Genomic DNA, 14,793 nt, shown 5'->3' on the forward strand with positions numbered 1-14,793 from the left:
CCTACTCCGGCCGACCGCGGCGCATTGGTTATCGTCTACAGTCTACCGGCGCTGTTGATCTCATGGGCAGCGGATGACCTGGCCCGCGTAGGAGAGGTTGCCGCCGAAGCCGAAGAGCAGTGCCGGTGCACCCGACGCGACCTCGCCCCTGGCGACGAGCTTGGACAGCGCCATCGGGATCGACGCCGCCGAGGTGTTGCCGGAATCCACGACGTCCCGGGCGACGACGGCGTTCACAGCGCCGATCTTGCGGGCGACGGGCTCGACGATGCGCAGGTTCGCCTGGTGCAGCACGACCGCGCCGAGCTCCTCGGGCGCCACCCCGGCACGCTCGCAGACCTTGCGTGCGATGGGCGGCAGCTCGGTGACGGCCCATCGGTAGACGGACTGCCCGTCCTGGGCGAACCGTGACGGGGTGCCCTCGATCCGCACCGCGGTGCTCATCTCCGGTACAGAACCCCACAGCACGGGCCCGACGCCCGCCTGCTCACCGGGACCGACGCTCTCCACGACCGCCGCGCCCGCGCCGTCGCCCATCAGGACGCACGTGGAGCGGTCGGTCCAGTCGGCGATGGCCGTCATCTCGTCGGCGCCGATGACGAGCGCACGGCTTGCCGCGCCCGCGCGCAGGGTGTGGTCCGCCATCGCGAGCGCGTGGGTGAAGCCGGCGCAGACGACGTTGAGGTCGAGGACGGCCGGGGACGCCATGGAGAGCCTGGCCGCCACGCGCGCCGCCATGTTCGGCGACCTGTCGACGGCGGTCGACGTGGCGACCAGGACGAGGTCGATGTCCGCGGGTACGAGACCGGCCGCGGCCAGGGCCTTGGCGCCGGCGTGCGCGGCCAGTTCGTCCACGGGTTCGTCAGGGCCCGCCACATACCGGGTCTTGATGCCGACACGACTGGTGATCCACTCGTCGCTGGTGTCGACCATGCCCGCCAAGTCGTCGTTGGTGAGCACCTTGGTGGGCTGGTAGTGCCCGAGCGCGGCGATGCGCGTGCCTGTCACGCGGGACCCCCTTAGCTGTCGAGGCTGGATCCTCCAGTCTCGTCAGCGACTCGTCGGTACGAAGACAGGTGAACCGACAGGATTCCGCCGCGCCGCTTGGAGAGACCGTCTCATCACAGGCGCGATCGGGATCAATGCTTGAACAGCTGTTTGCCTGTGCGTTCGAGTGCGTGGACACCTTAACCGCGACACGCAAAGAAATGAGCAAGGAGCCGACGGATGTCTTGTCGGCACCAAACCCATACTGTAGACAGTATACCGTCGACATGAAAGTCGGCAGGATCCGGAGTGTGACGCTTCTCTCGGTCTCCCTCATACCGAACGGAGAGCCCCACGTGAAAGTCGCAGTGGTGGGCGCCGGAGCCATCGGCGCCTACGTAGGAGCGGCGCTCGACAGAGCAGGCGCCGACGTCCATCTGATCGCCCGTGGACCGCACCTCGCGGCCATGAGGCAGCACGGAGTACAGGTACTCAGTCCGCGCGGGGACTTCACCGCGCACGTCCACGCGACGGACCGGCCGTCGGACGTGGGCCCCGTCGACTACGTGTTCCTCGGCCTGAAGGCGAACTCCTACGCGGCGTGCGGGCCGCTGGTCGAGCCTCTGGTCAAGGAGTCCACGGCGCTGGTCGCCGCGCAGAACGGCATCCCCTGGTGGTACTTCCACGGCCACGGCGGGCCGCACGACGGCCGCACGGTCGAGAGCGTCGACCCCGGCGGCTCGGTCAGCGCCGTGCTGCCGCCGGGACGCGCCGTGGGGTGCGTCGTCTACGCGGCGACGGAGCTCGCGGCGCCCGGTGTCGTCAGGCACCTGGAGGGGACGAGGTTCTCCATCGGCGAGCCGGACCGCTCGGTGTCCGGGCGCTGCCTCGACTTCAGCGACGCGATGCGCGCCGGCGGGCTCAAGTGCCCGGTGGAGGCCGAGTTGCGCGAGGACATCTGGATCAAACTGCTGGGCAACATCTCCTTCAACCCGATCAGCGCGCTGACCCGCGCGACCATGCGCGAGATGTGCCTGCACCGCTCTACGCGCGAGGTCATCGAGACGATGATGGCCGAGACACTCGCCGTCGCCCGGTCGCTCGGCTGCCGTCCCGGCATCTCCATCGAGCGCAGGCTCGCGGGGGCCGAACGCGTCGGCGACCACCGCACCTCCACGCTCCAGGACCTGGAGAAGGGCAAGCCGCTCGAACTCGATGTGCTGCTGGCCGCCGTGGTCGAACTCGCCGGCGTGACCGGCGTGCCGGTGCCGACGCTGCGGACCGTCGCAGCCATCTCCGATCTGCTCGCCCGCGGCACGGCACCGGCCGCCGCGGCCTGATCCGCACCGCACCACCGAAACCGCACCACACCACCCACCGAGAACACACACCGATCCGGATGGCCGGCGGCCGCCACCGTGCGTCCGTCACCGTATGTCCGCCACAAACCCCGGTACACGGGGTTCCGTTGAGCCGCCGGGCAACGAATACTGTATGCAATGGGGCGGACCGCCGGCCATCACCCGAGGAGCGCACCGTGCCGAAACGAGAGCGCACACCGACGACGTACAGCCGCATCACCCAGCCGATGGTGCGGGACGAGAAGGGCGGCAGGCTGCGCGCGGCCACCTGGGACGAGGCACTCGGGCGCGCGGCACGCGGCCTCGACGCCGCCCGTGGCGCGTTCGGGATGTTCTCCTGCTCGCGCGCGACGAACGAGATGAACTACGTGGCACAGAAGTTCACCCGTGTGGTGATGGGCACCAACAACGTGGACTCGTGCAACAGGACCTGCCACGCGCCGAGCGTCGCAGGGCTCGCCGCGGCCTTCGGCTCCGGCGGCGGCACCTCCTCCTACGAGGAGGTCGAGCACACCGACGTCATCCTGATGTGGGGCTCCAACGCGCGCTTCGCGCACCCGATCTTCTTCCAGCACGTGCTCAAGGGCATCAGGAACGGCGCGCGGATGTACGCGGTCGACCCCCGGCGCACCTCCACCGCCGAGTGGGCGGAGAGCTGGCTCGGCCTCAACGTCGGGACGGACATCGCGATGGCGCACGCCATCGCCCGCGAGATCATCCACGCCGACCTGCACAACAGGACGTTCGTGGAGCGGGCGACCACCGGATTCGCCGAGTACGCGGCCGAGGTCGAACCCTGGACGCTTCAGGCGGCCGAGCGGGTCACCGGCGTGCCGGCCGCGGCCATCCGCGAGGTCGCCCACGCCTACGCACGCGCCGAACGCGCCCAGCTGTGCTGGACGCTGGGCATCACCGAGCACCACAACGGCACCGACAACGTCCGGGCCCTGATCAACCTGGCGCTGCTGACGGGGCACGTCGGCAGGTACGGCTCGGGCGTGCAGCCCCTGCGCGGCCAGAACAACGTGCAGGGAGGCGGCGACATGGGCGCCATCCCCGACCGCCTGCCCGGGTTCCAGGACATCCTGGAGGCCGGCGTGCGGCGGAAGTTCGAGACCGCCTGGGACACCGTCATCCAGCCGAGCCAGGGCCTGAACCTGACGAAGATGTTCGAGGCCATGGAGTCGGGCGAGCTGCGTGCGGTGTACTGCGTCGGCGAGAACCCCGCCCAGTCGGAGGCCGACAGCGAGCAGGCAGTCGAGCGGCTGAGCCGGCTCGACTGCCTGGTGGTCCAGGACATCTTCATGACGAAGACGGCCGAACTGGCCGACGTGGTACTGCCGGCGACGGCCGCCTGGTGCGAGAGCTCGGGCACCACCACCAACAGCGAGCGCCGTGTGCAACTCGTCCGCAAGGCCATCGACCCGCCGGACGGGGCACGCGACGACATCGACATCATCTGCGACCTCGCGACGCGCCTCGGGCACCCGTGGAAGTACGCCGGCGCAGAGGCCGTCTGGGACGAACTGCGCTCCCTCTCCCCGCAGCACCACGGCATGACGTACGAGCGGCTGCGCGACAACCAGGGCATCCAGTGGCCCTGCCCCGACCTCGACCGGATCGGCCCCGGCTTCCTGCACGGCAGGCTGTGGGCGGACGACCCCGACGAGCGGGGCAGGCGCGCACCGTTCGGGATCGTGCGGCACGACCCTCCGGTGGACGGGATCGACGAGCAGTTCCCGCTGCGGCTGACCACGGGCCGGCGGCTCGACTCGTACAACACCGGTGTGCAGAGCGGGAGTTTCGCCTCGCCCCTGCGCCGGGGCGAGTACGTGGAGCTGTGCCCGGAGGACGCCGAACGCTACGGCGTGCGGGCGGGCGAGCGCGTGCGGGTCGCCTCCCGCCGCGGCGAGGTCGAGGCGCCGGTGTGGATCGACACGGCGCTGCGGCCCGGGCTCGCGTTCATGGCGATGCACTTCCCCGACGAGGTGGACACCAACAAGCTGACCATCGAGGCCAACGACCCGATCGCCGGGACCGCCGAGTTCAAGGCGTCCGCGATCAGGATCGAACGCCTGACCCGACCGGCCGTGGGGAGCTGACCGCATGGATCTGCGATTCGGGGAAGCCCGGCCGACGGACGAGGAGCGCGCCGCCGTCGACGCGCTCCTCGGGCCGCCCGCCTCCTCCTGGGAGGGCGCCCACGAGCGCACGGACGGCGACCTGCGCTGGGCGCGCGGCGGCCGGGAGGCACGCGACCGCCGGGACCTGCTGCTGCCCGGGCTGCACGCGGTCAACGACCGGGTGGGCTGGATCAGCGAGGGCGCCCTCGCCTACCTGTGCAGGCGGCTGACCGTGCCGCCCGCCGAGGCGTACGGCGTGGCGACCTTCTACGCGATGTTCGCGATGAAGCCGCGGCCCCGGAACGTCGTGCACGTCTGCACCGACCTGGCGTGCATGGCCCGCGGCGCGTCGGCCCTGCGCGCCGGCGTCGAGGAGCGTCTCGGCTCGCCCGGCGGCGACTCGGACGGCGTGACGTGGCAGGAGTCGCCCTGCCTCGGCCTGTGCGAGCGGGCGCCCGCCGCCCTGGTGGTGCGTGCGGGCCCGGCGGGTCCCGAGGACGCCTCCGCCGCGGACGCTGGTCCGGGCCCGGCTGCCGCGGGCCGCGCTCTGCCGTACGCGACCGCCGTCGTCGCGCCCGCCACCGCGCAGAGCGTGGTGAGCGGCGCCCAGGCCCCGGATGCCGCGCCCGCCGAGCCCTCGGCCGGGTTCGCGGTGCCGCAGGCCGGGCAGCCAGGACTCACCCTGCTGCGCAGGGTCGGGGTCGTCGATCCGCTGAGCCTCGACGACTACCGGCGCCATGGCGGGTACACGGCGCTGCGCCGCGCCTTCGCGATGGGGCCTGCGCGGGTGATCAGGGAGGTCACGGACGCGGGACTGGTCGGACGCGGCGGCGCCGCTTTCCCCACAGGACGCAAGTGGGGGGCCACGGCCGCCCAGCCGGACCACCCGCACTACCTGGTGTGCAACGCCGACGAGTCGGAGCCCGGCACGTTCAAGGACCGGGTCCTCATGGAGGGCGACCCGTATTCCCTCATCGAGGCGATGACCATCGCGGGCTACGCCGTCGGCGCCCACAAGGGCTACCTGTACCTGCGCGGCGAGTACCCGCGCTCGCTCACCCTGCTGGCGCACGCGATCGGCCAGGCGCGGACGCGAGGCCTCCTCGGCGACGACGTGCTCGGCCAGGGGTACGCGTTCGACATCGAGATACGGCGCGGCGCCGGCGCGTACATCTGCGGTGAGGAGACCGCGCTGTTCAACTCCATCGAGGGCATGCGCGGCGAGCCGCGCTCCAAGCCGCCGTTCCCGGTGGAGAAGGGCCTGTTCGCCAAGCCGACCGCGGAGAACAACGTCGAGACGCTGGTCAACGTCCTGCCCATCCTGGAGGAGGGAGCCGAACACTTCGCGTCGATCGGCGGCGGTCTTTCCACCGGGCCCAAGCTGTTCTGCGTGTCGGGCAGCGTCGGCAGGCCCGGCGTGTACGAGCTGCCGTTCGGTGCCACCCTCGGCGAGCTGCTCGACCTGGCGCAGGCGTCGCCACGCGCCAGGGCCGTCCTGCTCGGCGGCGCCGCCGGGGGCTTCGTACGCCCGGACGAGCGGCACATCCCGCTCACCTTCGAGGGCACCCGGGAGGCGGGGACGACGCTCGGCTCCGGGGTGGTGCTCGTCCTCGACGACACGGTCGCGCTGCCGAGGGTGCTGCTGCGCATCGCGGAGTTCTTCCGCGACGAGTCGTGCGGCCAGTGCGTCCCCTGCCGGATCGGCACGGTCCGCCAGGAGGAGGCGCTGCGCCGGATCGAGGGCCGTACGGGCGCGGCCGCGGCGGACGACGTCGCGCTGCTGCGCGAGGTGGGGCGCGCCATGCGGGACGCCTCGATCTGCGGTCTCGGGCAGACCGCGTGGAACGCCGTGGAATCCGCCATCGACCGTCTGGGGGCCTACTCATGACCGCCGTACCGCTCGGACCGCCGCGCAGGCTCGTGGAGCTCACCCTCGACGGCGAGCCGGCCAGGGTGCCCGAGGGCGCCACGATCCTGGACGCCTGCCGGGCCGCCGGCAAGGACGTGCCGACGCTGTGCGAGGGCGACACGCTCACGCCGAAGAACGCGTGCCGGGTGTGCGTGGTGGAGGTCGAGGGCGGGCGGACGCTCGCACCGGCCTGCTCGCGCCGCGCCGAGCCCGGGATGGAGGTGCACACCGACACGGAGCGCGCCCGGCACAGCCGCAAGGTCGTGCTCGAACTGCTGGCGTCCGCCACGGACCTGTCGACGACGCCACGCGCCGCCGAGTGGCTTCAGGAGTACGGCGCCGACCCCGCGCGCTACGGCCCGGAGGCGGCCAGGCTCGACGAGGAGCCGAAGGTCGACAACGACCTCTACGTGCGCGACTACGACAAGTGCATCCAGTGCTACAAGTGCGTGGACGCCTGCGGCGACCAGTGGCAGAACTCGTTCGCCATCTCCATCGCCGGGCGCGGCTTCGACGCCCGTGTCTCCACGGAGCACGACGTGCCGCTCACCGACTCGGCGTGCGTCTACTGCGGCAACTGCATCGAGGTGTGCCCGACGGGCGCGCTGAGCTTCAAGTCGGAGTTCGACATGCGGGAGGCGGGTACCTGGCGGGAGTCGGCGCAGACGCGGACGACGACGGTCTGCGCCTATTGCGGGGTGGGCTGCAACGTCACACTCCACGTCCAGGACAACGAGATCGTGAAGGTCACGTCCCCGCACGACAACCCGGTCACACATGGCAACCTGTGCATCAAGGGCCGCTTCGGCTACCAGCACGTACAGCAGCGCTGACGCGGCTCTGGCGGCATGGCGCGAACACGAGTAGGACTGATCACATGGGACGGGTCACCGAACGCCGGCGCACGATACGGATCAGGAACGGGGACGTCAGCACCCGCCCCGACACCCTGGTGTCGGAGGAGCCCCTGGAGATCCGGCTGAACGGCAGGCCGCTCGCCATCACCATGCGCACGCCCAGTGACGACTTCGCGCTCGCCGCCGGGTTCCTCGTCAGCGAGGGGGTGCTCGCGTCCGCCTCCGACGTGCGGTCGATCGTGTACTGCGCGGGCGCCAAGGAGGACGGGCAGAACACGTACAACGTCGTCGACGTGCAGCTCGCGGCCGGGGTGCCCGTCCCCGACATCACGCTGGAGCGCAACGTCTACACGACGTCCTCCTGCGGGCTGTGCGGCAAGGCGAGCCTGGACGCGGTCCGCACGACGGCACGCTTCCCGATCGCCGACGCGCCCCGCATGGTGGTGGACCCCGAGCTCCTCGCGTCCCTGCCCGACCGGCTGCGGGCGGCGCAGCAGGTCTTCGAGCGGACCGGCGGCCTGCACGCGGCGGCGCTGTTCTCCGAGTCGGGCGAGATGCTGGACATCCGGGAGGACGTCGGACGGCACAACGCCGTCGACAAGCTCGTCGGGCGCGCGCTGCGCGAGGGCGGGCTGCCGCTGTCGCGGGCGATCCTGCTGGTGTCGGGGCGTGCCTCCTTCGAGCTGGCGCAGAAGGCCGTGATGGCGGGCATCCCGGTGCTCGCGGCGGTGTCGGCGCCCTCGTCGCTCGCGGTGGACCTCGCGGCGGAGTCGGGTCTCACGCTGGTGGGCTTCCTGCGGGGCCCCTCCATGAACGTGTACGCGGGCGACGAACGGATCGCCCTCCACACCGGGGTGTGACGCGCCTCGCGTCACGGGAGCGGGCCCGGCCGGCGGGGAGCGCCCCCTGCGCCGGCCGGGCCTTTCCGTGTGCTCCTCAGGCGCCGCTGCCCGCGGCGGCGATCCGGGTGCCGCCCGGTTGCGCTCGCCTCCCGCGTACTCGGGGCAGTCGCCGCTGAAGCAGTGGCAGTCGCCGTCGGTCGGCGACGCGGGATCGAGCCGGTCATCGCCAGGTCGTGGCCCCGAGTCGCCGGGGGTGTCGCCGGCTGAGTGCCGGCAGCCGGCGCGGCGGCGACCGAGAACGCCGCCGGCAGGGCCGACACCCGGAAGGCCGCGGGCGCCTGAAGGGCCGCGGGACGGGCCACGGCCCGGAGCAGCGGCCCGATGGGCGCGGCGCCTCCCTCAGGGGGCCACGCGTGTCGTTCGCGTCGCCCCGGTGGTCTTGCCGCGCCCGGCCGGGCGCGGCGAGCCGCCGACCAGGAGCGTGTGCTGCTCGGGGTCGCGCGCCTCGGGGTCGCGGGAGCGGCGCTTCGCGATCACCGCGCAGACCATCAGCTGCATCTGGTGGAAGAGCATCAGCGGCAGCACCGCGAGTCCCGCCTGGGCGCCGAACAGCACGCTGGCCATGGGCAGCCCGGCCGCGAGGCTCTTCTTGGACCCGGCGAACTGGATGGCGATCCTGTCGTCCCTCGTGAAGCCGAGCCGCCGCGCGCCCTGCCACGTCAGCGCGAGCATGACGGCGAGCAGCACCGCCTCGACCGCGAGCAGCTCCAGCAGCCGGACCACCGTCACCTGGTGCCAGATGCCCGCGACCACACCCTCGCTGAACGCGGTGTAGACGACCAGCAGGATCGAGCCGCGGTCGACGATCTTCAGGGGCTTCTTGCGCCGCTGCACGAATCCGCCGATCCAGCGGCGCAGCAGCTGGCCCGCGAGGAACGGCACGAGCAGTTGCAGGACGATCTTGAGGACCGAGTCGGCGGAGAAACCGACGGAGCCGCCGCCGATCAGCCCCGCGGCGAGCAGCGGCGTGACGACGATGCCGGCGAGGCTGGAGAAGGAGCCCGCCACGATCGCCGCCGGCACGTTGCCGCGTGCGATCGAGGTGAAGGCGATCGAGGACTGGATGGTCGACGGCACGAGGCACAGGAACAGCAGGCCGTGGTAGAGCTGCGGCGTCAGCAGGAAGGGCACGAGCCGGCCCGCTGCCAGCCCGAGGAGGGGGAAGACGACGAACGTGCACGCGAGGACGGTCAGGTGGAGCCGCCAGTGCCGCAGGCCGTCCAGCGCCTCGCGGGTGGACAGGCGCGCGCCGTAGAGGAAGAAGAGCAGGGCCACCGCCCCGGTCGAGCAGCCGCTCGCGGCACCGGCCGCCCATCCCGACGCCGGCAGCAGCGCCGCGAGGGCCACCGCGCAGACGAGCGCGAGGATGAACGGGTCGATCGGCAGCCAGGACGGCAGGTGCGGCGTGCGGCGGTTCATGCGCTCCACTTCCGGTACGGATCGTGCCTCTCCATGATCCGCGCCGGGCGCATGATCGGGAATCCGGTGTACCGCTCTGACTGACATCACGCAACGCGATAGCCCGGCGCGCGGACGCGTGCGCCCCCGCAATAGCCTGGTCGCGTGTACGAGCCCGCACAGCTGCGCACTTTCCTGACCGTCGCGCAGACGCTGAGTTTCACCCAGGCCGCACGGCGCCTCGGGCTTCGGCAGTCGACCGTGAGCCAGCACGTGCGGCGTCTCGAGGCCGCGACGGGCCGGCTGCTGTTCACCCGGGACACGCACAGCGTGGAGCTGACCGAGGACGGCGAGGCGATGCTCGGCTTCGCCGGGACGATCCTCGCGGCGCACGAGCGCGCGGCCGAGTTCTTCGCCGGAACGAGGCTGCGGGGCAGGCTCAGGGTGGGCGTGTCGGAGGACTTCGTCCTCACCCGGATGCCGGAGATCCTGGAGACGTTCCGCGGCGAGCACCCTGAGGTCGACCTCGAGCTCACCGTCGAGCTGTCCGGCATCCTGTACGAGCAGCTGGCCGCGGGCCGCCTCGACCTGGTGCTGGCGAAGCGGCGGGCGGGTGAGACGCACGGGGACCTGGTGTGGCGGTCGTCCCTGTGCTGGATCGCGACGCCCCGGCTGCGGATCGACGCGGAGCGCCCGCTTCCGCTGATCCTCTTCCCGCCGCCCGCCATCACCAGGGCACGTGCCCTCGACGCCCTGGAGAGCGCCGGCCGCCCGTGGCGCATCGCCTGTACGAGCTCCAGCCTCAGCGGGCTGATCGCCGCCGCCCGCGCGGGTCTTGGCGTGATGGCGCACACCAGGGGGCTGGTACCGCCCGGCCTTGTGCCCGTCCCCGCGCGGGCCGACCTGCCGGATCTGGGCGGGGTCGACTTCGTCCTGCTCAGGCCGGAATCCGCGCGTCCGTCCGCGGCGAGCGCCGCGGCGGACGCGCTCGCCAAGGCGATCCTGACCGGCGGCGACCGGTTGCACCGTCCGGCGGGCGGGCTCTGAGCGTGCGTCCGGCGCGGCGCTCGCCGGGCTGCTACGTGTGCTGTTTGACGTTGCGCAGCACCGGGGAGACCTCGACCCGCTGGACGCCTTCGAGCGGCCCGAGGGACTCCCCCAGGTAGCGGTAGACCGCGGCGCTGTCCCGGCAGACGATCACGGCGACCAGGTTGCTCTCGCCGGTCGTGGCCATGACTGCGGCCGTCTCCGGCTGGCGCGCGAGCGCGCGCCCCAGCGTCTCGAGCGCACGGGGCTCCGCGGTGATCCACAGGATGGCGCGGGCGGCATAGCCGAGGGCCTCGGTGGCGAACTCGACGTCGAGGAAGAGGGTGCCTGAGCGCAGCAGCCGCTCCAGCCTGCGGCGCGTGGCCGACTCGGTGCCGCCCGTCGCCGCCGCGAGCTCGGCGATGCTCGTCCTGCCGTCCTTCTCCAGGGCGCGCAGGAGCGGCTCGTCGCGGGGTCCGGGCGGGCCGCCGCCGTCGGGGTCGTCCTCCTGGCGCTCCTGGTGTGTCCAGGACGGGGCGAGGGCCGCGATCTGGCCGGCGTCGAGGGCCTTGTCCCCGCCGAAGCCCTTGGCGAACCAGCTGGTGGGGCCGCCGAAGAACCGGTGCAGCAGCTGGTGGGCCCTGATGTCGGTGACACTCGGCGTGCGCGGGAGCTTCCCGAGGATCAGCTCGTCGTGCTCACCGGCGCTGGAGAACGCCGTGCTGCACACGATCTCCGTGCCCGCGGAGGTGAGACCGATCCAGCTGGTGTCGGGACGCTGGGCGAGCGCGCGGGCGACGGCCTCGGCCGCGTCCGGCTTGACGCGCAGCTTGAGCATCCAGTTGTCCCGGTCGCGCAGTTCCGCGTCGCGCACACCGACGACGCGCAGGCCCACGGCGGTGCGCAGCCGGCGGAAGCGGCGGGCGACCGTCTGGTCGGAGACGCCGAGCACGGCGGCGATCCTGCTGAACGGGGCGCGCCCGTCGACTTCCAGGGCGTGCACCAGCCGGAAGTCCAGTTCGTCGACCGCGTCGCGTTCCCTCACCGTTATGCCCGTCCGTGTCGGATTCCGGCGACTGTGCGGCCGGAGCCGCGGGAAACCGCGACCCCGGCGATCGTACGATCCGTAGGGTGGCGCGAGGCACGCGGTGGCACCGGGGCGGGCGGGGGGCGGTAAGCGCCCGGTACGGATTCGGTGGAGATTCCCTCGCCCGGCACCCACCCTTCAGTCAGAATTCTGTCCGCGCGCGGCCGGAATGGGCGTTTTTCGGCCGCGTGTGTGTGGTGTTCCCACCCGTTCACACCGTCGGGACGCCCGCTTCCCTCCCTTTTTCGTGGGGTAGCGTCGCGGCGCTGTGCGGAGCACGACAAGGAGCAAGTCAGTGCGCGAGTTCACCGTCCCCCCTCTCGTGGCAGCCGCCTCGTCCGGTGGCCTCGCCGACCCCGTATTCGATCATGCCCGTGACCATCCGGACCGTGTGGCGCTCGGCCGCAAGAACGAGCGGGGCGAGTGGCTCGATATCAGCGCCGTGCAATTCCGCGACGAGGTGGTCGCGGCGGCCAAGGGGCTGCTCGCCGAGGGCATCCGGTTCGGCGACCGGGTGGGGATCATGTGCAGGACGCGGTACGAGTGGACGATCGTCGACTTCGCGCTGTGGACCATCGGCGCCCAGTCCGTGCCGCTCTACCCGACGTCGTCGGCCGAGCAGGTGCTGTGGATGCTCTACGACTCCGAGGCCATCGCCTGCCTGGTCGAGCACGAGGACCACGCCATGACCATCGGCTCCGTCATCGACCGCCTGCCCAAGCTGAAGCGGCTGTGGCAGTTGGACAAGGGCGCGATGGAGCACCTGCTCACCGCGGGCAGCCACATAGGCGACGACGTCGTCGAGCGGCACCGCGCGGCGGTGACACCCGAGTCCTGGGCGTCGGTCATCTACACGTCGGGCACCACGGGCCGCCCCAAGGGGTGCGTGCTCACCCACGCCAACTTCATGTTCGAGACCGACACCGTGGTCGAGCGGTACGAGCGTGTCTTCCACTCACGCCCGAACGACCAGGCGTCCACGCTGCTGTTCCTCCCGCTGAGCCACGTGTTCGGGCGGATGGTGGAGGTGGCCGCGGTGCGCGGCGGCGTCAAGCTCGGGCACCAGCCCGAGTTGCGGGCGAGCGCGCTGCTGCCCGACCTGGCCGCGTTCCGGCCCTCCTTCATCCTCGCGGTGCCGTACATCTTCGAGAAGGTCTACGGTGCGGCGCGGCGGAAGGCCGAGCGCGAGGGCAAGGCGGCACCGTTCGACAAGGCCGTGGACGTGGCCGTGCGGTACGCCGAGGCCATGGAGGACAAGGCGTTCGGCACGGGGCCCGGTCCTTCGGCGGCGCTGCGCCTGCAGCACCAGTTCTTCGACAAGGCCGTGTACGGCAAGGTGCGCGCGGCGATGGGCGGCAGGGTGCGGCACGCCATGTCGGGCGGTTCCGGCATGGACCGCAGGCTCGGTCTCTTCTTCGCGGGCGCCGGCGTCACGATCTACGAGGGGTACGGCCTGACGGAGTCGTGTGCCGCCGCCACCGCCAATCCGCCCGAGCGCACGCGCTACGGCACGGTGGGCGTGCCGGTGCCCGGTTCGACCGTGCACATCGCGCAGGACGGCGAGGTGTGGCTGCAGGGCGACAACGTCTTCGCCGGCTACCTGGGCGACAAGAAGGCGACCGACGCGACCCTCTACGACGGCTGGCTCGCCACCGGCGACCTGGGCTCGCTCGACGAGGACGGCTACCTCACCATCACGGGCCGCAAGAAGGAGATCCTGGTCACCTCGGGCGGCAAGAGTGTCTCCCCCACCGCCCTGGAGGAGCGGGTGCGCGCCCACCCGCTGGTCGGCCAGTGCATCGTGGTCGGCAACGACCGCCCGTACGTCGCCGCCCTGGTGACGCTGGACCAGGAGGCCGTGGAGCACTGGCTCTCCGTGCAGGGCAAGCCGCCGCTGAGGGCGGCCGAGCTCGTGCGCGACTCGGACCTGGAGACGGAGATCAGACGTGCGGTGGTCGCCGCCAACACGGCGGTGTCGCAGGCCGAGTCGATCCGCACGTTCCGGATACTCGCACACCCGTTCAGCGAGGAGCACGGCCTGCTCACGCCCTCGCTGAAGCTGAAGCGCAAGGCCATCGAGACGGCTTACACCGCGGAGGTCGAGGCCCTCTACGGGTGAGGCATCGGCCACACCGCGCAGGGGGAATGCCACGCCGGCCGTGGTCGTTGTTGTGGCGGGGTGTGTCCGTCACGCCCTCGACACCACAATTCGCCTGAAACGTAAGGATCGACACCGCGTGAGCAGCAAGGTCCCGTCCCTCACACTCAACAACGGCATCGAGATGCCGCAGCTCGGCTTCGGCGTCTGGCAGGTGCCGGACAGCGAGGCCACGGCCGTCGTCACCACGGCGATCGAGGCCGGCTACCGCTCCATCGACACCGCCGCGGCCTACGGCAACGAGGCGGGCACGGGCAAGGCCATCGCCGCCTCGGGCGTCGCGCGCGAGGACTTCTTCGTCACGACCAAGCTGCAGAACCCGGACCAGGGACACGACTCGACGCTGCGGGCCTTCGACGCCTCGCTCGAGCGGCTCGGCCTCGACTACGTCGACCTCTACCTGATCCACTGGCCGACGCCCGCCAGGGGCCTGTACGTCGACACGTACAAGGCGTTCGAGAAGATCCTCGCGGACGGCCGCGCCCGCTCCATCGGCGTCTCCAACTTCCTGCCCGAGCACCTGGACGTGCTGGCCCGCGAGACGTCCGTGGTGCCCGCCGTCAACCAGATCGAGCTGCACCCGCAGTTCCAGCAGGCGGACTCGCGCGCGGAGCACGCCGCCCGCTCCATCGTCACCGAGGCATGGTCGCCGCTCGGCCAGGGCAAGGGCCTGCTGGAGGTGCCGACGGTCGCGGCGGTGGCGCACAAGCACGGCAGGACGCCCGCACAGGTCGTGCTGCGCTGGCACCTCAGGCTCGGCAACGTGGTCATCCCCAAGTCGGTGACGCCCTCGCGCATCCGGGAGAACATCGACGTCTTCGGGTTCGATCTCGACGACGACGACCTGGCCGCCTTCGCGGCGCTCGACGAGGGCCGGCGGCTGGGCGGCAACCCCGCCGAGGTCAACTGACCCGCGGGCGGGGCGGGCGTCCCTGACGGGCCCGTCCCGCCGTCCGCGCGTAGGGTGAAAAGGGCCCGGGAAGCG

The 14,793-nt window shown here is 71.8% G+C and carries 11 protein-coding genes; 8 read left to right on the forward strand and 3 right to left on the reverse strand.

The window, feature by feature from the left end:
• Window positions 1-60: 60 nt before the first annotated feature.
• Window positions 61-1,008 carry a beta-ketoacyl-ACP synthase III gene (locus tag IH48_RS0106590; protein ID WP_030900367.1) on the reverse strand — a complete coding sequence of 316 codons (948 nt, stop codon included), beginning with the start codon at window positions 1,006-1,008 and terminating at the stop codon, window positions 61-63.
• A gap of 335 nt (window positions 1,009-1,343) precedes the next feature.
• On the opposite strand from IH48_RS0106590, the gene IH48_RS0106595 reads away from it, so the two are divergent.
• The 5 genes from IH48_RS0106595 (at window position 1,344) to fdhD (ending at window position 8,097) form a co-directional block, all read left to right on the forward strand.
• The gene (locus IH48_RS0106595; protein ID WP_030900369.1) at window positions 1,344-2,327 is read left to right on the forward strand and encodes a 2-dehydropantoate 2-reductase; all 984 of its coding nucleotides are present in this window, start codon (window positions 1,344-1,346) and stop codon (window positions 2,325-2,327) included.
• A 197-nt stretch (window positions 2,328-2,524) separates the two neighbouring features.
• Complete coding sequence (locus tag IH48_RS0106600) at window positions 2,525-4,450, forward strand: molybdopterin oxidoreductase family protein (RefSeq protein ID WP_030900372.1); 1,926 nt, start codon at window positions 2,525-2,527, stop codon at window positions 4,448-4,450.
• A 4-nt stretch (window positions 4,451-4,454) separates the two neighbouring features.
• Window positions 4,455-6,359, forward strand: a complete 1,905-nt coding sequence (locus IH48_RS0106605; RefSeq protein ID WP_030900374.1) for an NAD(P)H-dependent oxidoreductase subunit E — start codon at window positions 4,455-4,457, stop codon at window positions 6,357-6,359.
• Window positions 6,356-7,213 carry a 2Fe-2S iron-sulfur cluster-binding protein gene (locus IH48_RS0106610; protein ID WP_030900375.1) on the forward strand — a complete coding sequence of 286 codons (858 nt, stop codon included), beginning with the start codon at window positions 6,356-6,358 and terminating at the stop codon, window positions 7,211-7,213. The genes IH48_RS0106605 and IH48_RS0106610 overlap by 4 nt, the downstream gene beginning before the upstream one ends.
• A 44-nt stretch (window positions 7,214-7,257) precedes the next feature.
• A complete protein-coding gene (gene fdhD, locus IH48_RS0106615) occupies window positions 7,258-8,097 on the forward strand; it encodes a formate dehydrogenase accessory sulfurtransferase FdhD (protein ID WP_030900378.1) in 840 nt (279 codons plus the stop codon).
• A gap of 381 nt (window positions 8,098-8,478) precedes the next feature.
• Here the strand turns inward: fdhD and IH48_RS0106620 are convergent, their stop codons facing one another.
• A complete protein-coding gene (locus tag IH48_RS0106620) occupies window positions 8,479-9,558 on the reverse strand; it encodes a bile acid:sodium symporter family protein (RefSeq protein WP_051839294.1) in 1,080 nt (359 codons plus the stop codon).
• Between the two features lie 144 nt (window positions 9,559-9,702).
• Here IH48_RS0106620 and IH48_RS0106625 point away from each other — a divergent pair, with 144 nt between their 5' ends.
• Window positions 9,703-10,584, forward strand: coding sequence for a LysR family transcriptional regulator (locus tag IH48_RS0106625; protein ID WP_030900382.1), 882 nt, complete (start codon window positions 9,703-9,705; stop codon window positions 10,582-10,584).
• A gap of 31 nt (window positions 10,585-10,615) precedes the next feature.
• On the opposite strand, the gene IH48_RS0106630 is transcribed toward IH48_RS0106625, so the two are convergent.
• Window positions 10,616-11,608, reverse strand: a complete 993-nt coding sequence (locus IH48_RS0106630; RefSeq protein ID WP_030900388.1) for an Lrp/AsnC family transcriptional regulator — start codon at window positions 11,606-11,608, stop codon at window positions 10,616-10,618.
• Between the two features lie 337 nt (window positions 11,609-11,945).
• On the opposite strand from IH48_RS0106630, the gene IH48_RS0106635 reads away from it, so the two are divergent.
• On the forward strand, window positions 11,946-13,769 hold the full coding sequence (locus tag IH48_RS0106635) for an AMP-dependent synthetase/ligase (RefSeq protein WP_030900391.1): 1,824 nt from the start codon (window positions 11,946-11,948) through the stop codon (window positions 13,767-13,769).
• A 163-nt stretch (window positions 13,770-13,932) separates the two neighbouring features.
• Complete coding sequence (locus IH48_RS0106640) at window positions 13,933-14,718, forward strand: aldo/keto reductase (protein ID WP_051839374.1); 786 nt, start codon at window positions 13,933-13,935, stop codon at window positions 14,716-14,718.
• Window positions 14,719-14,793 lie beyond the last annotated feature (75 nt).

The sequence above is a fragment of the Streptomyces sp. NRRL F-5126 genome (assembly GCF_000721265.1).
GTDB lineage: Bacteria > Actinomycetota > Actinomycetes > Streptomycetales > Streptomycetaceae > Streptomyces.

Coding starts and splice junctions, on each gene's coding strand:
- IH48_RS0106610 (WP_030900375.1), top strand. CDS start 6,356: ATGACCGCCGTACCGCTCGGACCGCCGCGCAGGCTCGTGGAGCTCACC.
- IH48_RS0106605 (WP_030900374.1), top strand. CDS start 4,455: ATGGATCTGCGATTCGGGGAAGCCCGGCCGACGGACGAGGAGCGCGCC.
- IH48_RS0106640 (WP_051839374.1), top strand. CDS start 13,933: ATGCCGCAGCTCGGCTTCGGCGTCTGGCAGGTGCCGGACAGCGAGGCC.
- fdhD (WP_030900378.1), top strand. CDS start 7,258: ATGGGACGGGTCACCGAACGCCGGCGCACGATACGGATCAGGAACGGG.
- IH48_RS0106620 (WP_051839294.1), bottom strand. CDS start 9,558: ATGAACCGCCGCACGCCGCACCTGCCGTCCTGGCTGCCGATCGACCCG.